The organism is Morganella sp. TYF_1 (genome assembly GCF_043105645.1).
Classification (GTDB): domain Bacteria; phylum Pseudomonadota; class Gammaproteobacteria; order Enterobacterales; family Enterobacteriaceae; genus Morganella; species Morganella morganii_B.
This window is the reverse complement of the sequence record NZ_JBICLU010000018.1, coordinates 359,281-379,559: the sequence shown is the minus strand read 5'-3', so window position 1 is coordinate 379,559 and position 20,279 is coordinate 359,281. Positions and strand designations below refer to the sequence as shown.

The 20,279-nt window shown below is 51.0% G+C and carries 18 protein-coding genes; 11 read left to right on the top strand and 7 right to left on the bottom strand.

What is annotated here, in order from left to right:
* Window positions 1–211 precede the first annotated feature (211 nt).
* Window positions 212–1,363, bottom strand: a complete 1,152-nt coding sequence (locus tag ACF8OF_RS10935) for a hypothetical protein (protein WP_392496601.1) — start codon at window positions 1,361–1,363, stop codon at window positions 212–214.
* Between the two features lie 201 nt (window positions 1,364–1,564).
* On the opposite strand from ACF8OF_RS10935, the gene ACF8OF_RS10930 reads away from it, so the two are divergent.
* The gene (locus ACF8OF_RS10930) at window positions 1,565–1,960 is read left to right on the top strand and encodes a type III secretion system chaperone (protein WP_392496599.1); all 396 of its coding nucleotides are present in this window, start codon (window positions 1,565–1,567) and stop codon (window positions 1,958–1,960) included.
* A 17-nt stretch (window positions 1,961–1,977) separates the two neighbouring features.
* Complete coding sequence (locus tag ACF8OF_RS10925; RefSeq protein ID WP_279798325.1) at window positions 1,978–2,589, top strand: hypothetical protein; 612 nt, start codon at window positions 1,978–1,980, stop codon at window positions 2,587–2,589.
* 53 nt (window positions 2,590–2,642) lie between these two features.
* On the opposite strand, the gene ACF8OF_RS10920 is transcribed toward ACF8OF_RS10925, so the two are convergent.
* Window positions 2,643–3,554, bottom strand: a complete 912-nt coding sequence (locus ACF8OF_RS10920) for an EamA family transporter (protein ID WP_392496598.1) — start codon at window positions 3,552–3,554, stop codon at window positions 2,643–2,645.
* 510 nt (window positions 3,555–4,064) lie between these two features.
* Here ACF8OF_RS10920 and fdhF point away from each other — a divergent pair.
* Window positions 4,065–6,218, top strand: coding sequence for a formate dehydrogenase subunit alpha (fdhF, locus tag ACF8OF_RS10915; protein ID WP_279798328.1), 2,154 nt, complete (start codon window positions 4,065–4,067; stop codon window positions 6,216–6,218).
* Window positions 6,219–6,442: 224 nt separating this feature from the next.
* On the opposite strand, the gene ACF8OF_RS10910 is transcribed toward fdhF, so the two are convergent.
* Window positions 6,443–8,080: a sigma 54-interacting transcriptional regulator gene (locus tag ACF8OF_RS10910; protein ID WP_276581267.1), complete on the bottom strand. Its 1,638-nt coding sequence runs from the start codon at window positions 8,078–8,080 to the stop codon at window positions 6,443–6,445.
* A gap of 409 nt (window positions 8,081–8,489) precedes the next feature.
* Here ACF8OF_RS10910 and hydN point away from each other — a divergent pair, with 409 nt between their 5' ends.
* The 4 genes from hydN to ACF8OF_RS10890 all read left to right on the top strand — a co-directional run bounded on the left by hydN (window position 8,490) and on the right by ACF8OF_RS10890 (window position 11,356).
* Entirely contained in the window at window positions 8,490–9,038 is a 549-nt protein-coding gene (gene hydN, locus ACF8OF_RS10905; RefSeq protein ID WP_262861494.1) for an electron transport protein HydN, read from the top strand.
* Window positions 9,039–9,048: 10 nt separating this feature from the next.
* Complete coding sequence (hypA, locus tag ACF8OF_RS10900) at window positions 9,049–9,390, top strand: hydrogenase maturation nickel metallochaperone HypA (RefSeq protein WP_045137921.1); 342 nt, start codon at window positions 9,049–9,051, stop codon at window positions 9,388–9,390.
* A 32-nt stretch (window positions 9,391–9,422) separates the two neighbouring features.
* A complete protein-coding gene (hybG, locus tag ACF8OF_RS10895; RefSeq protein ID WP_046893071.1) occupies window positions 9,423–9,695 on the top strand; it encodes a hydrogenase maturation factor HybG in 273 nt (90 codons plus the stop codon).
* A 248-nt stretch (window positions 9,696–9,943) separates the two neighbouring features.
* Complete coding sequence (locus ACF8OF_RS10890; RefSeq protein ID WP_262881752.1) at window positions 9,944–11,356, top strand: sucrose-6-phosphate hydrolase; 1,413 nt, start codon at window positions 9,944–9,946, stop codon at window positions 11,354–11,356.
* 56 nt (window positions 11,357–11,412) lie between these two features.
* Here the strand turns inward: ACF8OF_RS10890 and frdD are convergent, their stop codons facing one another.
* Genes frdD through frdA form a run of 4 tightly spaced genes read right to left on the bottom strand, consistent with a single transcriptional unit; the run spans window position 11,413 to window position 14,720 of the window.
* Window positions 11,413–11,769, bottom strand: coding sequence for a fumarate reductase subunit FrdD (gene frdD, locus ACF8OF_RS10885; protein WP_004240583.1), 357 nt, complete (start codon window positions 11,767–11,769; stop codon window positions 11,413–11,415).
* Between the two features lie 17 nt (window positions 11,770–11,786).
* Complete coding sequence (frdC, locus tag ACF8OF_RS10880; RefSeq protein WP_262868167.1) at window positions 11,787–12,179, bottom strand: fumarate reductase subunit FrdC; 393 nt, start codon at window positions 12,177–12,179, stop codon at window positions 11,787–11,789.
* Window positions 12,180–12,190: 11 nt separating this feature from the next.
* Complete coding sequence (locus ACF8OF_RS10875; protein WP_262861485.1) at window positions 12,191–12,925, bottom strand: succinate dehydrogenase/fumarate reductase iron-sulfur subunit; 735 nt, start codon at window positions 12,923–12,925, stop codon at window positions 12,191–12,193.
* A complete protein-coding gene (gene frdA, locus ACF8OF_RS10870) occupies window positions 12,918–14,720 on the bottom strand; it encodes a fumarate reductase (quinol) flavoprotein subunit (protein ID WP_392496596.1) in 1,803 nt (600 codons plus the stop codon). Before frdA ends, ACF8OF_RS10875 begins: the two co-directional genes overlap by 8 nt.
* 607 nt (window positions 14,721–15,327) lie before the next feature.
* Here frdA and glpA point away from each other — a divergent pair.
* The 4 genes from glpA to ACF8OF_RS10850 all read left to right on the top strand — a co-directional run bounded on the left by glpA (window position 15,328) and on the right by ACF8OF_RS10850 (window position 20,238).
* The gene (gene glpA, locus ACF8OF_RS10865; protein ID WP_392496595.1) at window positions 15,328–16,974 is read left to right on the top strand and encodes an anaerobic glycerol-3-phosphate dehydrogenase subunit A; all 1,647 of its coding nucleotides are present in this window, start codon (window positions 15,328–15,330) and stop codon (window positions 16,972–16,974) included.
* Window positions 16,964–18,250, top strand: a complete 1,287-nt coding sequence (gene glpB / locus ACF8OF_RS10860; protein ID WP_392496593.1) for a glycerol-3-phosphate dehydrogenase subunit GlpB — start codon at window positions 16,964–16,966, stop codon at window positions 18,248–18,250. Before glpA ends, glpB begins: the two co-directional genes overlap by 11 nt.
* Window positions 18,247–19,443, top strand: a complete 1,197-nt coding sequence (glpC, locus tag ACF8OF_RS10855; RefSeq protein WP_392496592.1) for an anaerobic glycerol-3-phosphate dehydrogenase subunit GlpC — start codon at window positions 18,247–18,249, stop codon at window positions 19,441–19,443. Before glpB ends, glpC begins: the two co-directional genes overlap by 4 nt.
* Window positions 19,444–19,569: 126 nt before the next feature.
* Entirely contained in the window at window positions 19,570–20,238 is a 669-nt protein-coding gene (locus ACF8OF_RS10850) for a DUF3313 domain-containing protein (protein ID WP_262861490.1), read from the top strand.
* Window positions 20,239–20,279 lie beyond the last annotated feature (41 nt).

Genomic DNA, 20,279 nt, shown 5'->3' with positions numbered 1-20,279 from the left:
TGTACGGAAGAGGAATAACACTTATTTGACTTAGTTCCCAGCAGTAACCTGCGGATAAGATGGATTTATTTCATTATTGTTAGGTTAATCACTGTTAGCAGAATGTAGCGTGATTGTAGTTTCAGGGAGATGATAAGTGTGTGGAGTAAACCCTGATATTCAGAGGGGATATTGCCGGAATAGCCCCTCTGAAAAGATTTATTGCGGATATTTAGGCTTTTTTATTTCCTAAATATGCCCGTTGATCATCAGTTCTGTTTGTAAATGCGGGACCGCTGAGGATATCCATAATACTATCAATACCCTGATTTTGTATCTTATTTGAAGAGGTGGATAGTACGCTGTGACTAAGTGTGGCACGCTGCCCGAGAATGTTACTTTTTGTCTGGTTTTCATTCAGTATATCAAAGAGAGCTTCAAGATCTTTTTCCCGGGATGGCGTTGTTATATTTACTTTGGATTCAAATTTTTGGCGGACAGTATCCTCAACACTTATTTCCTTTCTTTGCGGTATTTTTTTATCTTTTATGATATTTTCAGCTTGCGTTCTTGCATCCGCCTTTATTGCGTCAAAGTCCAGATGCTTTTCTGTTTCTGTATTGCGAAATAATATATTGTAAATTTTTTCAATCAGACCACCATATATATCTGATGCCATTTTACCGGCTATTTCCCTGACTAACGGGATGTCATTAAAAATGAGACTTTCCACAGGTGTCAGTAATTCCTCTTTTTGTGGTGCAGCATCATTTTTGTGAAACGTATCGACCAGCGTTCTGAATTGTTCAGGTACTTCTTTCTTCATATCCGCAATCAGATTTTTCTTTATTTCCGGCACGTTTATTTTTCTTTCCAAATCTTTGTCTGATTTTAAAGGGCTGAGCATTGAGCTGACAGATGCTTTCTTTTCTAACTCTTTTATATTGATATGGTTTTTATTTACGATATCCAGTATTTCTTCTTTTTCTGTACCGGATAATGTTATTTTTTTCTCTGCACATATCTTATCAATTTCCCGGAAAATAATAGCTGCAGGTGTTGTTATTCTTTCTTCAGAATACCATTTTTCTACTATTTTATTTAATTCATCCCGGGTGTTTTTTCCTGTTTCCTTTATTGAGTTATTTCCTTCTTTCAGGCTATTTAATTCTATTTTGTACTGGTAGAATAATAAATCTGTGCATAATTTTCCTATATCAGTAGTGATTTTGATGTATTTCCCTTCAAACTCGATGTCTGTGTTTTTTATATGTGACACTCTTTCCAGTAAGGTATTCATAAAGGGAAGCTTTGACATTCTGTTCAGATGTTTTTCTTCGGATGTTATTTTTTGTTGTTTCGATACGAAGCTGATTAAATTCATGTTTTATTTCCTTTTATATGTAAAAGAAATTATTTTATTTTAATGGTAATTTATTTCTTTAATAAAATGAATATTATGCTTGTATTTTCGCTGATTATACCTACGGTCTGATATTTTGTTTCAATATGAATCAGATATGAAAGTAATATCCGTATTATTTGTCATGATAAGGTCATCATTTCACTAATCAGGGAAACAGAGATGCCGGATTTATCCTCTTTTCACCGCACAGCAATGATGCTGCTGCGTCATATCGGTCTGGACGCGCCACAGCCTGCTACAGATCAGCATACATTTACGTTAACAATCGACAGCCGTTATTCATTATCTCTGGCTGTGATTGATGAGGCAGACTGGTATCTGTCAGCGAATATCGGGGAATTACCACACATTACGCAAAATAATGAATTAATGAGAAATGTCCTGAAGCTGAATACGTTAACGCAGCTTTCCGGGCAGCCGGTGATTTCCCTGAATGACAAAAATGAGTGGGTGATCTGGAGCCGTCTGTCACTTCAGGGAACGGAAGACAGCCATGTCATTGCGTTATTTGACTATATTCTGAAATCCGCAGATTACCTGTCGGATCTTCACTGACCACAGAGGGAATTATTATGGGACCAACACAGGAAATACAGGGACGTCAGGCGATTCTGAACCTGAATAATAATATTGACGATGGTAATAGTTCATCGTCGTATGTCAGTTCATCCGGGATTAAATCCGTTTTATTAAATGCGTGGAATGCCGTTAAATCCGCCGTTTCCGGCATGTTATCATCATTCGGTTCGCATCTCAGCGGACAGCAGGGCAGTGATAAACAGGACAGAAAAATAGTGATGGATATGTCTTCGCGTCCTCTGCCACCGATCCCCGCGGATGATGACGGAAGTGATTATGCGCAAATCAGTTTTGATGCAGCGCCACAGGGAACATCTGAATTAAAAGATACGTCAACCGGGGAATCTGTTTATGCCACCGTGAACAAACATTCACCACTCAGTGAGGCAGAGAAAGCAAACATTAATTTGTGGGAAGGGATTTCGGATGGCTGCGAATCCGAAGCACCGCCGGTGCCGGGATATACAGACAGAACACCACTTTATACACAGACGCCGAAGAATGATCCGAGAGGAGAGAGTGATTACGCCGATCCGAAGGAATTACTGTTTAATCCTGAACAGCTATTACAGCGTATTGTCGGTGACAAACTGAACAGGCCTTAATGTGACCCGCGAGTCAGCCCGTGAACACCAGGGCTGACTGATAGTTATTCTTTTCAGGCAGTTTTTCTGCGTGTCAGCAGTGTCACCAGACGTTTGCCGAATACTGTCAGAATCAGACCCGCCATAATAAAACCGAGACCGGCGAACTGCATCATGGTGATGGTTTCTCCCAGCAGCAGCGCGCTGCTGGCAATACCGGCAAACGGCACCAGCAGGGCAAATGGCGTGACACGCCAGGTTTCGTAGCGGCCCAGCAGACGGCTCCACAGGGTATATCCCACAAAGGTGGAAAGATACGCGAGATACATAATCGCCCCCACGCTCAGCAGGCTGATGTGCGAAATACTGCTGACAATCGCGTCCGCACCTTCCATCCACAATGACATCAGGATAAACGGAATAATCGGTACCAGCGCACTCCAGGCGACCAGCGACATCCCGTTACAGTCCGGTGTCTCTTTCATAATAATACGGTTACAGATATTACCGCAGGCCCAGGAGAAGCCACCGGCCAGCGTCATCATCAGCGCCATCAGCGGAATATCGGTCAGACTGCCGCTGTCCCCGCCTTTCGCCAGCACGGTTAACCCGACAACGGCGACAATAATGCCGATCACCTGGCTGATTTTCAGCGACTCTTTCAGGATAAGGCCGCCGAGGATAATGGTGAAGAAAACCTGGGACTGTAATACCACCGAGGCGATCCCGGCCGGCATCCCGGCTTTGACCGCACTGAACAGAAAGGCAAACTGGCCGAAGCAGATAGTCAGGCCGTAGATAACCAGACGATTCAGGGCGATTTTCGGGCGCGGAATAAAGAAGACGGCGGGCAGCGCCACAAACAGAAAACGCAGTGCCCCGAGAAACAGCGGCGGAATGCCGGTGACGCCCACTTTGATCACCACGAAGTTCACCCCCCAGATCACGGCGACCAGCAGGGCGATTAAAATATCATTCATTTTCATATCAGGTTTTTATCTCGCTTTTATTATTTTGATAATACACGGAGCCACGCGCAGTATCAGGGAGGAAGAGCCGTGAAAAATTAAGTCATTGTTACAGCCATTGTGTTATGAACATTGTAAAACAGTGCCGGGGAACCGATATCAACAGTCAGCGGGAAATTATTCGTAAACTGTTATGAAATACGGGAAAAAACCGGCGGTACGGAGGATTGATCACCATCATAGTGTACTTCTTTAACACAGTTATAATTCATCATGCAATTATAAAATTGTGCTGAAGGGACGTGGCCGCGCCCGTGTCGTTGTCTGACACCGGGCAGAACCGTTCGACATTTTTGACGATCCCGCCGCTGCCATTACCAGTCATGGTGATAACAAAAAAATGAAAACAAATTATATTCAGTAAGTTAAAGGGATTTCATTACAAGTTTAAAATTGGCATAAACCCTGCATGACTGATGGTGATAAGGCGGTATTTATCCGCTAAAAGAAGATATAGGAGCAATGTTGATGGAAAAAGTCATCACCGTCTGCCCGTATTGCGCCTCAGGCTGTAAAATTAACCTGAAGGTGGAGAACGGGAAGATCATTGGCGCTGAGGGCGCGAATGGTCACACCAATGAAGGAGAGCTCTGCCTGAAAGGGTATTATGGCTGGGACTTCATTCATGACACCAAGATTTTAACCCCCCGCTTAAAGACCCCCATGATCCGCCGTCAGCGTGGTGGCAAACTGGAACCGGTCTCCTGGGAAGAGGCGATTGAGTTTGCCAGTTCCCGCCTGTTGGCTATCAAAGAGAAGTACGGCCCGAAAGCGATTATGACAACGGGGTCATCCCGTGGTCCGGGTAACGAAGCCAACTTCGTAATGCAAAAATTTGTTCGTGCAGCAGTCGGCAGTAACAATATTGACTGCTGCGCACGTGTCTGACACGGCCCTTCGGTTGCAGGTCTGCAGCGTTCGGTCGGTAACGGCGCAATGAGTAACTCAATCGTCGAGATTGAGGATACCAAATGTATTTTTATCTTCGGTTACAATGCCGCGGATTCACACCCTATCGTCGCCCGTCGTATTGTAAAGGCGAAAGAGAAAGGTGCACAGATTATTGTCTGTGACCCGCGCTATATTGAATCAGCACGTCTTGCTGACATTCATTTAGCACTGAAAAATGGTTCAAACATCGCGCTTATCAATGCGTTGGCGCATGTGATTATTGAAGAAAATCTGCACGATAAAGCCTTTATTGATGGCCATACCGAGCAGTTTGAGGAATACCGTAAGCTGGTTGAGCCTTATACACCAGAGTCTGTGGAAGCGACCACCGGTCTGAAAGCCGATGATATCCGCAAAACGGCCCGTATGTATGCGAAAGCAGAAAATGCGGTCATTCTGTGGGGTATGGGTGTGACGCAGTTCTATCAGGGGGTGGAAACTGTCCGCGCACTGACCAGTCTGGCGTTACTGACCGGTAACCTGGGTAAACCGCATGTCGGTGTCGGTCCGGTCCGTGGTCAGAACAACGTTCAGGGTGCCTGCGATATGGGCGCACTGCCGAACACACTGCCGGGCTATCAGTATGTGGAAGACAAAGCCGCACTGGAGAAATTCGCCAAATTCTGGGGCATCGAAAAAATGCCTGCCGAAAACGGTATTCCGCTGAGTGAGGTTCCGCACTTTATCGATGAAGGCGTGCTGAAGGCGCACTACGTGATGGGTGAGGATCCGCTTCAGACTGAACCGGATCTGGCGACTATCCGCCGCACCTTCGATAAACTGGATCTGCTGATTGTCCAGGATATCTTCATGACCAAAACCGCGTCGATTGCTGACGTGATTTTCCCTGCCACTTCCTGGGGGGAACATGAAGGGGTGTATACCGCAGCAGATCGCGGGTTCCAGCGCTTCTATAAAGCGGTTGAGCCGGTCGGTGATGTGAAACCGGACTGGGAAATTATCAGTCTGATGTCCACGGCGATGGGTTATCCGATGCATTACAACAACACCAAAGAGATCTGGGATGAGTTACGTGAACTCTGCCCTATCTACTATGGTGCGACCTACGAGAAAATGGCGGATTTGGCTTATATCCAGTGGCCGTGCCGCGATGTGGCGGACAGTGATCAGGGGACAGAATACCTGTACGACGGCGGTATCTTTGATACCCCGAACGGCAAAGGTCAGTTCTATACCTGTGAATGGCGTGCGCCGATTGATCAGGTCAGTGATGACTATCCGATGGTGCTGGCAACCGTCCGTGAAGTGGGGCACTACTCCTGCCGCTCCATGACCGGTAACTGTAAAGCACTGGCGGCACTGGCGGATGAGCCGGGCTATATCCAGATCAATACCGCAGATGCTGCTGCACTGGGGATTAAAGATCAGGAGCTGGTCTGGGTGGCATCCCGTCAGGGGAAAGTTATCACCCGTGCGAATGTCAGTGAGCGTCCTAACAAAGGGGCGGTTTACATGACTTATCAGTGGTGGATTGGTGCGTGTAACGAGCTGGTGGCGGAAAACCTCAGCCCGATTACCAAAACACCGGAATATAAATACTGTGCTGTCCGCGTCGAACCGATTGCGGATCAAAAACAGGCTGAGCATTATGTTGTTCAGGAATATACCGGTATTAAGCGCCGTCTGCGTGAAGCGGCGGAAGGGTGTTAATCCGTTAGTCTTAATATGATAAAAAACCGGCGCTCAGAAATGACCGCCGGTTTTTTTATATTTTCATTTTTTGTTTAATGATGATGTCAGTCGTATTCAGTTTCTGAATTTTGATCACATAGTATTGCCTGAGAAATAGATGAACATATTACGATCACTATTTTTGCGATATATTTTTATTTGCGAGACATTCTTATTTCAGCGGCGGTGATTTAAATATCAATTCAGTGATTATCTTCTTCGAATATATCCTGCACAGAAATACCTAACCGCTGCATACGGGATAATAATGTTGTCCGTTTCAGCCCCAGACGGGTTGCCGCACCCCGGGCACCGGCAACAACGCCGTTGGTGGCTTTCAGGGCAGCAATAATCCGGTCACGCTCTTCGTCATCATTCTCCGGTGCGGCAGTCTGCATCCGTTTTTCCAGTGAGCTCGGGGTCTCCAGCGCCGTTTTCAGGCGTGAATGCTTTGGGATATTCAGTTCATGCAACTGAATATTCAGGGTATTTCCGCGCGTCAGGATCACTGCCCGTTCAATGACGTTTTCCAGTTCGCGCACATTACCCGGCCACGGGTAACGGCTCAGTTGCTCCAGCGCATCACGCGGGATACAGTCGATATTGCGGTTCATCCGGCGGGCAATCTTCTGTGTGAAGTAGGTCGCCAGCAGCGGAATATCTTCCGGGCGCTCGCGCAGCGGCGGGATCCAGATAGGGAATACATTCAGCCGGTAGTAGAGATCTTCGCGGAACTCACGGTCATCGGTCATGGATTTCAGGTTGCGGTTGGTGGCGGCAATCAGCCGCACATCCACCGGAATCACCTTATTACCGCCGATGCGCTCAATTTCCCGCTCCTGTAATACCCGCAGCAGTTTTGGCTGGAGATCCAGCGGCATATCGCCGATCTCATCGAGGAACAGAGTGCTTTTATCCGCCATTTCAAAACGGCCGATATGGGTGGTGGTCGCACCGGTGAAAGCGCCTTTGTCATGACCGAACAGGTCGCTTTCCAGCAGCCCGGACGGGATCGCCGCACAGTTCATTTTGATCATGCTGCGGTGATGGCGGTCACTCAGGCGGTGAATAGCGCGGGCGATAAGCTCTTTCCCGGTACCGGTTTCGCCGAGGATCAGTACAGTACTGTCGCTGGCGGCAACCAGATCCACCTGCTCCAGAATGTTGCGCATGGCATCACTCTGGTAAATGATTTCACTGAAGCTCTCGTTATTGTGAATCTGTTCATTCAGCCACAGGTTTTCATGCTTGAGGCTGTCTTTCAGCCGGGTGATCTCTTCATAGGCCGCTGCGTTATCCACCGCAATGGCAAACCGGGCGGCTATCTGCTTGAGCAAATTACAGTTATCATCAGTAAAAATATGATTATTTTCATGGGATAACACCAGAACGCCCAGTGGCTTATGGTTAAATGCCAGCGGCAGCAGCAGGGTTTCTGTCATGCCCTGCGCACAGACATGCTGATACAGCGGATCCTCTGTGGCACTGTCGAGTGTCAGGCGCATCGGCTGGTTACTGTCCAGAACCTGCGCCAGATCAGGATGCAGTTCATCCAGATGATATAATGTCTTTTCTGCGGGTTTGCGGGGCTGGTAATAGCTGGAATAACAAAGATATACAGCAGAACTGTAATTATCACACAACGCAATGCTTATCTGGCTCAGCCCGAAAAACCGGTGGATCTCGCGGGAGACCTCCGCAACCAGGCCGTCCATCTCCAGATGAGAAAGCACTGAGTTGGTGATATCGACCAATATCCGGTACTGGTCACGTTCATGGCGTATGTGTTCGGTCTTGTCAGTGTTGTCCACAACATCTCCGCTCGTCTTCGTCTTTCTCATTCCTGATCCGGACGATTGCTCTTAAAATTAATTCTTCTCTGAATAGTTATAGGTATAAATAAGTTTCAGAGAGGTAATACCCATTATTGTAATGACTCTGTAAGAAAAGAATATCGCTGTCTGATTTAAGTTTGATCCAATCCCCTATTTTTCGGCGGGATGAAAACCTACTATATTATGACGCAGACGGATGATAAAAATTATCGTCAAAAATGTCGAACTGGGTGACGAATATTCTCACTATGACACACAGCGCGGCAGCATTATTTATTAATACGCTGATTTCACTGAAATTAAAAAAAATGTCAGACTGGCACGATGCATGCTTATTTCCTGATTATTCTAACCAGAGGGCGGCTGCACCGGAATGCCGGATGTGAAGTCGCCGCGTATCATTCAGGAGAGTATGATGAACCGTTTCATCATTGCAGACCCAAAGAAGTGCATTGGCTGTCACACATGTGAAGTCGCTTGTGTTGTTTCGCATCAAGAGCAGGAAACCGGTATTGAAACTGTGGTGAAAGATGAATTCTTTCCCCGTATTCATGTGATGAAAGGGTACACCATCAGTACGGCGGTTGTCTGCCGTCAGTGTGAAGACGCACCGTGTGCCAATGTCTGTCCGAACGGCGCTATCAGTCGTAAAGATGATTTTGTGTATGTCGATCAGGCAAAATGTATCGGCTGCAAAACCTGTGTGATTGCCTGTCCTTACGGCACCATGGAAGTGATCAGCCGTCCTGTTGCCCAACAGACCACCGCGCTGAACACCATTCCGCAGTACCGTGCGGAAGCCCACAAATGTGACTTATGCCATACCCGCGCGGGCGGGCCTGCCTGTGTGGAGGTGTGCCCGACTCATGCATTAATGGTGGTTGACCGTAATAAGATGGATGAGATTGTCAAAGAACGCCGCCGCCGTGCCGCATTTGAAATGCCGGCCAACCTGATGTCCTGAGGGCTGGCGGATGCATGAGGTGACGCTGTGCCAGAATGCGCTTGATATTATCGAGCAGCAGGCAAAACAGAGCGGGGCGCAGCGCGTTACCGCAGTCTGGCTGGAACTGAGTGCGGTATCCTGTATCGAAGAGGATGCCCTGCATTTCTGCTTTGATATCGTCTGCCGTGATTCACTGGCGGAAGGCGCTGAACTGCATGTCACTACCGTCCCGGCGCAGGCCTGGTGCCGGGATTGCCAGAAACCGGTCAGTGTGGCCGGGTTTAATACCGGGTGTCCGCACTGCGGCAGCCATAATCTGCAGGTGGACAGCAGTGATGCCATGCAGGTCAGACAAATCGAAATTCAGTAGTCCGGTAAGGACATAGCAATCAGGAGCCGGTTATGTGTTTAGGTATTCCCGGGCAAATCGTTGCCGTGGGCGACTCTGTAACAGACAATGCGCAGGTGGAAGTATGTGGTGTCAGACGGGATGTGAACATCGCGCTGGTTTGTGAAGGTGAGCCATCAGACATGCTGGGGAAATGGGTGCTGGTTCATGTCGGTTTTGCCATGAGCATTATCGACGAACAGGAAGCCCGCGATACGCTGGATGCATTACTGGCGATGGAAAGTGTCGAAGAGGATGTATCGTATTTTTTACGTGGTAATGCGTAAGAGTGTGTTGTCCGATTTTCTGATAAGACACCTGTTCTGACAGGTGTTTTATTCTGCTGTATCCCGCCATTCTGCTATTTTTCCGCAAAACTGTTTTTTATTCAGGACATTGCTTTTCTGCCGGTCGGATACCGCTGTTACCCGTCGGATTCTGAATTATCTTAGAGGGTTGGTGCTCGCATTCAGTACCGTATCTGTGCTTTTATGGTTTCTGAAAAAACAGAACAGGGGATACAGGGGACAGGGATATGGCACAGACAGCATTGTTGTCAGGGATTGTGCAGGCCTTAATGAAGCACCAGGGACGGGCACAGCGGGATAGACATTATCCCGGCTGGCATACAGCGCCGGTGTGCGGCCTGATGAATGATCCGGCCGGATTTATTTATCACAGGGGGCTCTGGCACCTGTTCTATCAGTGGGATCCGTTTGGCTGCGAACATAAATATCCGTGCTGGGGGCACTGGTCTTCAGCGGATCTGGTCAGCTGGACACATGAGCCGGTCGCGCTGCTGCCGTCCGGTAATTATGATACCGGCGGCTGTTTTTCCGGCAGTGCGGTGGTGAATGATGACGCACTGACTCTCTGTTATACCGGCAGTCTGGTGTACCGTGACGGGTCACGGACATTGTGGCAGTGTCTGGCCAGGGAAAAGCCGGATGGCGGCTTTGAGAAATACGGTTCTGCACTGGGGCTGCCGCAAGGATACAGCACTGATGTGATCAATCCGAAGGTCTGGCAGCACCGCGGTCAGTGGTACATGGTGCTGGGTGCCCGTGATGAGAATGACAGAGGCTGTGTGCTGTTGTATGACGCGGCGGAGTTAGGTGAGTGGGTATTGCGTGGTGTACTGGCCGGCAGCCGTCGCGGCGGGTTACGGGATGCCGGGTATTTATGGGAAAACCCCGATTTTTTCCGGCTCGGTAATGAATGGGTCCTGCTGTGCTGTCCCCGTGGTATACCGCGTGAGCCTACCCGTTTTCTGAATAGTTCCCCCGGCGCGTATCTGGTCGGGCAGTTTGATTATGAAAGCAAAACCTTCCGCCATAAACCACAGCTGTATGAAGCCGATGCCGGATTTGAATTTTATGCCCCGCAGACCACACTCGCCTCTGACGGACGACGCATAATGGTGGCGCTGATGGGGGGACCGGGCGGCGAAGAGATGCAGCAGCCGACCGTTAAAAACGGCTGGCTTCACCAGATGACCTGCCCCCGTGAGCTGACACTGCAGAACGGACAGCTGTACCAGCGTCCGGTGAAAGAGCTGGAGGCGTTGCGCGGTACCGGCGGGCAGTGGTCAGGTGAAGCGGATAATGCGCTGGAGCTGAGTGCCGGGCGGCTGGAGGTGATTATCCGGCTCTCCGGCCCGCTTATTCTGAATTTCAGCAAACAGCTGATTTTTTCCTATGACGGGCATGAAATCCGCCTGTCACGCCGCAGTCTGATCAGCGGTGACTGGCAGCACCGTTACTGGCAGGGAGAAGTGACACACCTGCATATTTTTACCGATCACTCGAGCGCGGAGATTTTTATCAATGACGGCGAGGCGGTAATGAGCAGCCGTTATTTCCCGCAGCAGACAGCGACACTGGTATTTCGTGGTCTTTCCCCGGTGCAGCTCAGCTACTGGCAGCTTAATCGTGCAGAAGTGGCCTGACGGCAGATAAAAAAAGACCGGCTTTTAAGCGCCGGTCTTTTTATGACAGACAATGATTACAGCGTGATGACACCAATCACGGCCATCACACTGAGGATGGTTGCCAGGCCGTAAAAGACCCAGCGTCCCGCAGGAACATGGATTTTCAGGTCATGCATGCAATGGTGGATACGGTGCAGTGCACACCACAGCGGCAGGATAATCATCAGCAGCAGGAAAACCTTACCGATAAAGCCCTGGCAGAAGGCCAGAATGCGGCTGTAACTGAGCATATCCGGTGCCACAGCAAACGGGACCAGAAAAGCCAGCAGCACAATAACGGCTGGTGAAACAATGGCACTCCACATGCCGCCTGCGCCAAACAATCCCCAGAAAACCGGTTCCTGTGAGCGTTTCGGATTCGGATTAATCATATCAGTTTCCTTCCTTATCACAGTAACGCAACGGCCAGAATGACGGCGTTAACAATGAGGGTCACCACCCAGAGCAGACGGACAATCGGCTCAGGTCCCATTTTTTCGTCTTTGATAACGATATTGACGGCTTTCGGTGCCAGCTGGAACCAGGTCACCGTGTGCAGCAGCGTACCGGCCAGTGTCAGGATATTAACCAGTACCACCAGCGGATTTTGCAGGAAGTGGACATACCCTGCCCAGTCCGCCGGGCCGCCCTTAAGACAGTAAACGCCGTACATCACCAGCAGGCTGAACCAGAGCTGAACCACTGCGGTGCCTTCCCGCAGCATATAAAAACGGTAAAAACCGAGTTTATTCCACCATGTCGGTGTCATTTCACGCACATAAGGCTTACGTTTGGTCGTCATTTCTCTCTTCCTTATTGTGGTTTCAGACGGGCGATAATGTAATCTTCCGCACTGGCGGCTTTACCCTGCTGAATGGCGGCTGCCGGATCCACATGTTTCGGACAGACTTCCGAGCAGTAACCCACGAAGGTACAGGTCCATACGCCGTTATCGCCGTTGATTTGTGTCATCCGCTCTTTTTTGCCGTGATCGCGGCTGTCGGTGTTATAGCGCTGCGCCAGTGTCAGCACACCCGGGCCGAGGAATTCCGGATTCAGGCCGAACTGCGGACAGGCCGCATAGCACAGACCGCAGTTAATGCAGCCGGAGAACTGATGGTATTTCGCCATCTGTCCCGGGGTCTGGTTGTTCGGGCCTTCGGACGGTTTGCGGTCATTGCCGATGATATAAGGCTTGATCGCTTCCAGGCTCTCGATAAAGTGCGTCATATCCACAACCAGGTCGCGTTCAATCGGGAAGTTGCCGAGCGCTTCAACCTCCATGCCCTGCGGGTATTCGCGCAGGAAGGTTTTACAGGCGAGTTTCGGCACCTTGTTGACCATCATGCCGCAGGAGCCGCAGATAGCCATCCGGCAGGACCAGCGGTAGGAGAGATCCGGTGCCAGGTTGTCTTTGATATAGCCCAGCGCATCCAGCAGTGACGTCTGCTCATCGTAAGGCACCTGATACGTGACAGCGTGCGGCTCATTATCCGTTTCCGGGTTATAGCGCATCACTGACATTTTCAGCATTTTCATCTCAGCCATTGACGTTTTCCTTCTCTTTTGCCGCCTGTTCAGCCGCCGCCGCTTCACCACCGTAGACACGTTTTGCCGGGGCAGATTTGGTTATCTTCACATCACTGTATTCCAGATGCGGCGAACCGTCCGGATTGTGGAAAGCGAGGGTGTGTTTCAGGAAATTGAAATCGTCGCGCTCAGTACAGCCTTCATCCAGACGCTGGTGTGCGCCGCGTGATTCTTTACGGTTAAAGGCGGAGTGCGCCATACATTCCGCGACATCCAGACCAAAGCCCAGCTCAATGGTGTAGAGCAGGTCGGTATTGAAGACAGAAGAGCGGTCAGTGATTTCCACCCGTTTGAAACGCTCTTTCAGTTCGGCCAGTTTGTCGATGGTTTTCTGCATCAGCTCCGGTGTGCGGTAAATACCGCAGCCTTCTTCCATTGCCTCACCCATCTCATCACGCAGTCTGGACCAGCTTTCGGTACCTTTCTGGTTCATCAGCGCTTTCAGGTTGTTTTCAATGTCAGCGGTGCGGGCATCGATAGCATTGCTGTTGGCGGCGTGGGTTTCCTGTGCGTGTTTAACCGCTTCTTCCCCGGCCAGGCGACCGAAGACCACCAGTTCCGCCAGGGAATTGGAGCCGAGGCGGTTGGCGCCGTGCAGACCGACGGAGGAACACTCGCCGACCGCAAACAGCCCTTTGATGCGGGTTTCACAGCGCTGGTCGGTTTCGATACCGCCCATGGTGTAGTGCGCGGTCGGACGAACCGGGATCGGCTCTTTGACCGGATCCACGCCGACATAGGCTTTCGCCAGCTCGCAGATAAACGGCAGGCGCTCCAGCAGTTTTTTCTCGCCCAGATGACGAAGATCCAGATAAACCACATCACCACGGCTGGTTTTGATAGTCCGGCCTTTGCGCCACTCGTGCCAGAACGCCTGGGAGACTTTATCGCGCGGGCCGAGTTCCATGTATTTGTTTTCCGGATGACCGAGCGGGGTTTCCGGGCCCATGCCGTAATCCTGCAAATAGCGGTAGCCATCTTTATTGACCAGAATACCGCCTTCACCACGACAGCCTTCTGTCATCAGAATACCGGAGCCGGGCAGACCGGTCGGGTGATACTGAACGAATTCCATATCCCGCAGCGGCACGCCGTGACGGAAAGCCATGCCCATCCCGTCACCGGTGACAATTCCGCCGTTGGTGTTATAGCGGTAGACACGACCGGCGCCGCCGGTGGCCATAATCACCGAATTAGCGCGGATCTGAACTTTTGTCCCTTCCATCATATTGATCGCCACCAGACCGCGCACATGGCCTTCATCCACAATAATATCGAGGACAAAATGCTCATCAAAACGCTGAATCTGCGGGTATTTCAGAGAGGTCTGGAACAGCGTGTGCAGCATATGAAAGCCGGTTTTATCGGCAGCGAACCAGGTCCGCTCGATTTTCATACCACCAAAACGGCGCACGTTGACGGAACCGTCTTCTTTACGGCTCCACGGGCAGCCCCACAGTTCCAGCTGGGTCATTTCTGTCGGACAGTGTTCGACAAAATACTCCACCACATCCTGCTCACATAACCAGTCGCCCCCGGACACCGTATCACCGAAATGATAATCATAGGAATCATGGGATTGTGTCACAGCCGCAGAGCCACCTTCTGCGGCCACGGTGTGGCTGCGCATCGGGTAAACTTTTGAGATCAGAGCAATTTTCAGGTTCGGGTTAGCTTCTGCAGCGGCAATCGCCGCCCGCAGCCCTGCACCGCCTGCTCCGATAATTGCGATATCGGCATTAAAGGTTTGCACTGTGCTTCTCCATTGTTCAGGTAAATCGAAAGTTAAAATGTAAAAACGAAATCTGACACGGGTACTTAAAATTGTTATCAGTAACCGAATCCTTTCAGTTGATAAAAACACTAATCAATTCCGGTTACTGACTGGTTATAAAAATCACATTCTGTTTAAAGTATAGCGAATAGTTGATCGTTTAAATTTGATATAACCAAGGGTTTTAAGCGCTAATTTTTCATTTTTGCGGATGAATAACCGGATATTTCAGGTAATAACCTAAGTAATTACTTTGGTGTATCTGTTTTGTTTGTTTTTCGTTAAATGAAATATGCAAGGTAAACATATAATTAGCGCTAAAAGCATAGCGCATATCAGCATCGGTACAATCATTAAATAGCAGAGGTGTGAATCAGACAGAAAACCGGCGGAAAATCAGTTGGTTTCCTGGTGGTTTTTGCGGAAAACTCCGGATGTTGCGGGTATGTGATATTCATCACGACTATGGATTATTTCGCTCTGATTTTTGGTGTTTTGTTTTCGTTTTTGCTCATTATCAATCATAAAGGAAGAAAAAACGGCTACGCTATCACCATAATAAAGGAACATGACTGAGAGGAACCCCATGTCTGATTCACCTGTCAATGAAGCGGATGTCATTATCATCGGCGGTGGCGCAACCGGTGCCGGGATGGCACGGGACTGCGCCCGGCGGGGGCTGCGCACGCTGCTGCTGGAGCGGTTTGATATCGCGACCGGTGCGACCGGTCGTAACCACGGCCTGCTGCACAGCGGTGCCCGTTATGCGGTGACGGATCCGGAATCCGCCCGTGAGTGTATTTCGGAAAACCGGATTTTGCGGCGTATTGCCCGCCACTGTGTCGAGGAAACCAGCGGTTTGTTTATCACACTGCCGGAAGATGAGATGGCGTATCAGGCCACGTTTATTGAAGCCTGCCGCGCGGCAGGTATCGAAACTCAGCTGATGTCCCCGCAGGAGGCGCTGCGTTTTGAGCCGGCTGTAAACCCGGCGCTGCTGGGTGCGGTGAAAGTGCCGGACGGCACGGTGGATCCGTTCCGCCTGACCGCCGCCAATATGCTGGATGCAAGGGAGCACAGTGCGCAGGTGCTGACTTATCACGAGGTCACGGATGTGCTGCGTCAGGGCGATCAGGTAACCGGTGTGCAGGTTTATGATCATCAGAATCACCGCCGCTATCCGCTGTATGCGCCGGTGGTGGTTAATGCGGCAGGGATCTGGAGTCAGCGTATCGCCGGTTTTGCCGGAGTGCAGATCAGCATGCTGCCTGCCAAAGGATCACTGCTGATCCTCGGGCACCGCCTCAACCAGCGTGTTATTAACCGCTGCCGCAAGCCGGGTGATGCGGATATTCTGGTGCCGGGGGATACCATTTCCCTGATCGGCACCACGTCAGTTCATATTCCTTATGATGATATCGACAACATGATTGTCACGGCGGATGAGGTCGATACCCTGATCCGTGAGGGTTCGCGGCTGGCACCGGCAATGGCGCAGGCGCGTATTCTGCGGGCATATGCGGGGGTCCGTCCGCTGGTGGCGGCGGATGATGATCCGACCGGGCGTAGTATCAGCCGGGGGATTGTGCTGCTGGATCATGAGAAACGCGACGGATTGCGCGGCTTCCTTACTATCACCGGCGGCAAGCTGATGACTTACCGGCTGATGGCAGAATGGGCGACAGACGCGGTGTGCGCGAAGCTCGGTATCACCGCGCTGTGCTCCACGGCGGAGGAACCGCTGCCGGGCTCGGCACAGTCGGCGGAACAGACATTGCGTAAAGTGATCTCTCTTCCTGCCCCGTTACGCGGATCGGCGGTGTACCGTCACGGCGATCGCGCGGCAGAACTGCCGCACACTACGCGGCTGGATAAAAGTCTGGTCTGTGAGTGTGAAGCGGTCACTGCCGGTGAGGTGCGCTATGCCACGGAAAGCCTGACGGTGAATAACCTGCTGGATCTGCGCCGCCGCACCCGTGTCGGTATGGGGACCTGCCAGGGCGAGCTGTGTGCCTGCCGGGCGGCGGAACTGCTGACTCAGCTGAAAATCACCACCGCTGAAAAATCTGAAACCGAACTGATGCATTTCCTGAATGAACGCTGGAAAGGTGTGCGCCCGGTGGCGTGGGGGAATGCGCTGCGGGAAAGTGAATTTACCTGCTGGGTGTATCAGGGATTATGCGGGCTGGAAAACAGCGGGACAGACGAACAGGGAGAGCAGCATGAAATATGATGTGGTTATCGCGGGCGGCGGCCTTGCCGGTCTCTCCTGCGGCGTGAAACTGGCAGAGAGCGGACTGAGCTGCGCCATTATCAGCGCAGGACAGAGCGCGCTGCATTTCTCATCGGCGTCACTGGATCTGCTCTCGGCGCTGCCGGACGGGCAGCCGGTCACGGAGCCGCTTTCGGCACTGGCGGCACTGGCACATCAGGCACCGGCGCATCCCTACAGTGTGATAGGAGAGAGTGCGGTACGCCGCGGTGTGTCACAGGCAATGGCGCTGTTGCAGCAGGATGACTTACCGTTGCGGGGATCGGCGGAGCGTAATCACTGGCGTCTGACCCCGGCCGGACAATGGCGGATGAGCTGGCTGACCCCGGATGTGGTGCCGGTTCTGAGCGAAAAAATGACGGCAGACTGGCAGCCGGCTGCGGTTATCAGTATTACCGGTTTTCTTGATTTTCAGGCGGAAATGGCTGCCGCCGCACTGACCCGTCAGGGGTATCCGGCACAGGCGTATACCCTGCATCTGCCGTGCCTGGATAAGTTACGCAATAACCCGAGTGAGTTCCGTTCCGTCAATATTGCCCGTGTGCTGGATTTGCCGCAAAACCGGCAGGAACTGGCTGATGAACTGGCACAGTGCGGGATCACGGAACAAACCCTGATTTTACCGGCCTGTTTCGGGGCGGAAAACGGTGACGAAGTGGCTTTTTTACAGCAGCAGCTGAATAAAACGGTTTATCAGTTGCCGACCCTTCCGCCGTCACTGTTGGGAATGCGCCTGCATCAGGCATTATTGTGCCGTTTCCGCCGGGCGGGGGGATTTGTGATGCCGGGGGACAGTGTCATTTCTGTCCGCCGTGACGGTGAGCGGATCACGCAGCTGTTTACCCGTAATCACGGTGATATTCCGGTACAGGCTGAGCAGTTTGTGCTGGCGACCGGCAGTTTCTTCAGTAACGGGCTGGCGAGTGATATTGACCATATTTATGAGCCGCTGCTGAATCTGAATCTGACCGAAACCCTGCCGCGCCGCGAATGGACATCAGCAGATCTGTTTGCCCGTCAGCGCTATCTGGAAGCCGGGGTGGCGACAGATGCACATCTGCATCCGGCGGATGCGAATGGCTCTATCACCAACCTGTATGCCGCCGGGGCGGTGCTGGGCGGGTATAACCCGTTACAGGAGGGCTGCGGTGCGGGTGTTTCTCTTGTCACTGCGATGTACGCAGCGGAACAGATTCTGGCGCAGATTGGTGCAGCGGTAACGGAGGCTCAGGTATGAGTACGGGACAAACACAGTTTGAGAACTGCATCAAATGCACCGTCTGTACAACGTACTGCCCGGTGGCGAAGGTGAATCCGGATTATCCCGGCCCGAAACAGGCGGGACCCGACGGTGAGCGGCTGCGCCTGAAAGATGCCATGCTGTATGATGATGCGCTCACTCTCTGTACTAACTGCAAACGTTGCGAAGTGGCGTGTCCGTCAGATGTCCGCATCGGGGATATTATCGCCCGTGCCAAACTGACGTATTCCCCGTCACGGCCGAAGATCCGTGACGCGATTCTGAGCCACACCGATCTGATGGGATCACTCTCCTCGCCGTTTGCGCCGGTGGTCAATACCATCACCGGGATGAAACCGGTACGCAAACTGCTCGATACCGCTCTGAAAATTGATCACCGCCGTGAGCTGCCGAAATATTCTTTCGGTACTTTCCGCCGCTGGTACAAAAAACAGCAGGAAAAACAAATAAAATTCGGTGAACAGGTCGCGTACTTCCACGGTTGTTATGTGAATTATAACCATCCGCAGCTTGGTAAAGATGTGATTAAGGTGTTTAACAGCATGGGGATCGGTGTACAACTGCTGGAGCGGGAAAAATGCTGTGGTGTGGCGCTGATCGCCAACGGGTTTGCAAAGCAGGCGAAAAAACAGGCGTCGGTGAATGTGGAATCCCTCACCAAAGCCATTGTTGAACAGAAGATGCCGGTGATGGCGACATCCTCCACCTGTGCTTTTACCCTGCGGGATGAATATCCGCATATCCTGGATGTGGATACCGCACCGCTGCGCGATAACATAGAGCTGGTGACCCGTTATCTTTACCGGCTGATGCAGGAGGGGCGTAAGCCGGTGCTGCGCCACACGCCGCTGAAAGTCGGTTATCACACGCCGTGTCATATGGAAAAAATGGGCTGGACGGCCTATTCCCTTGAGCTTATCCGATCAATACCGGGGGTGGAACTGATCGTGCTGGATTCACAATGCTGTGGTATTGCCGGAACTTACGGGTTTAAAAAGGAAAACTACGAAACATCACAGGCGATTGGTTCCCCGCTGTTCCGCCAGATAGAGGAGAGCGGTATTGACCTGGTGATCAGTGACTGTGAAACCTGTAAATGGCAGATTGAGATGTCGACCAGCAAAAAATGCGAGCACCCGGTATCTCTGCTGGCGCGGGCGCTGGCATAAATAAAGGATGACAGAAACCGGCTGAATATGACGGATAAACCGCATTTTCTATTCACTTTCCTCTCCCGCCCGGTGCTAGCATCGGGCGGATTTTTTAAAGAAAATGATAAAGATATTGAGAGGAAAATGAACAAGTTCGCATCATATTCAGTCACTAACTGTATTATTGCCGTGTCAATGGTATTCCTGCTTTCTGCCTGTTCAAGCCGTTTACCGGATCACGCCGAACAATCTGATTTTCTGAGTGATTATCAGCGCCTGACCGAAACAGAAACAGCCTCCGGTGAGGTGATTAAATCCTGGCGTTCTGACGATTTCACGGCAGAAAACCCGAAAGCAACGCTTATCTTCACACCGGTTGTGTTTAAGCCGCTGAATGAAAATAACAAAATGGGTAAACAGTTTATGACTGTTTTGCTCAATTACACTAATCAGCAGATCAAAAATGAGCTGGCAAAGCGGTATCAGCTGACGGAAACTGCTGCACCGGGTGCGCTGCGTTTTGAGGGTGTGGTTACCGCTGTTAAGGTCACTAACGAAGATTTCAAACCCTATGAGGTCTTGCCGGTGATGTTGATCGTTGCCGGAACACAGTTGGCCATCGGTAACCGGGATGCGGACACGTCCATCTATTTTGAATGGAAAATAACGGATTCCGTATCGAAAAAACCGTATTTTGAAGCGATCCGCAAAAACAAAGGGGAGCAGATGAGCAATAAAGACCAGACAATCACATTAGAAGAACTGAAAGCCGCGGTGGATACGATTGCCGCAGAGATCCTGCCCGCAGCATAATGAATACCGGCAGCGGATTACAGACAGTAACGCCCGGTTAT

What these genes read in the sequence shown, in the direction of transcription:
- ACF8OF_RS10920 (WP_392496598.1), bottom strand. Translation starts at nt 3,554, where the DNA reads ATGAAAATGAATGATATTTTAATCGCCCTGCTGGTCGCCGTGATCTGG.
- glpA (WP_392496595.1), top strand. Translation starts at nt 15,328, where the DNA reads ATGTCTGATTCACCTGTCAATGAAGCGGATGTCATTATCATCGGCGGT.
- ACF8OF_RS10890 (WP_262881752.1), top strand. Translation starts at nt 9,944, where the DNA reads ATGGCACAGACAGCATTGTTGTCAGGGATTGTGCAGGCCTTAATGAAG.
- ACF8OF_RS10930 (WP_392496599.1), top strand. Translation starts at nt 1,565, where the DNA reads ATGCCGGATTTATCCTCTTTTCACCGCACAGCAATGATGCTGCTGCGT.
- ACF8OF_RS10875 (WP_262861485.1), bottom strand. Translation starts at nt 12,925, where the DNA reads ATGGCTGAGATGAAAATGCTGAAAATGTCAGTGATGCGCTATAACCCG.
- ACF8OF_RS10935 (WP_392496601.1), bottom strand. Translation starts at nt 1,363, where the DNA reads ATGAATTTAATCAGCTTCGTATCGAAACAACAAAAAATAACATCCGAA.
- ACF8OF_RS10925 (WP_279798325.1), top strand. Translation starts at nt 1,978, where the DNA reads ATGGGACCAACACAGGAAATACAGGGACGTCAGGCGATTCTGAACCTG.
- glpC (WP_392496592.1), top strand. Translation starts at nt 18,247, where the DNA reads ATGAGTACGGGACAAACACAGTTTGAGAACTGCATCAAATGCACCGTC.
- hybG (WP_046893071.1), top strand. Translation starts at nt 9,423, where the DNA reads ATGTGTTTAGGTATTCCCGGGCAAATCGTTGCCGTGGGCGACTCTGTA.
- glpB (WP_392496593.1), top strand. Translation starts at nt 16,964, where the DNA reads ATGAAATATGATGTGGTTATCGCGGGCGGCGGCCTTGCCGGTCTCTCC.
- frdD (WP_004240583.1), bottom strand. Translation starts at nt 11,769, where the DNA reads ATGATTAATCCGAATCCGAAACGCTCACAGGAACCGGTTTTCTGGGGA.
- ACF8OF_RS10850 (WP_262861490.1), top strand. Translation starts at nt 19,570, where the DNA reads ATGAACAAGTTCGCATCATATTCAGTCACTAACTGTATTATTGCCGTG.
- hydN (WP_262861494.1), top strand. Translation starts at nt 8,490, where the DNA reads ATGAACCGTTTCATCATTGCAGACCCAAAGAAGTGCATTGGCTGTCAC.
- frdC (WP_262868167.1), bottom strand. Translation starts at nt 12,179, where the DNA reads ATGACGACCAAACGTAAGCCTTATGTGCGTGAAATGACACCGACATGG.
- hypA (WP_045137921.1), top strand. Translation starts at nt 9,049, where the DNA reads ATGCATGAGGTGACGCTGTGCCAGAATGCGCTTGATATTATCGAGCAG.
- ACF8OF_RS10910 (WP_276581267.1), bottom strand. Translation starts at nt 8,080, where the DNA reads ATGAGAAAGACGAAGACGAGCGGAGATGTTGTGGACAACACTGACAAG.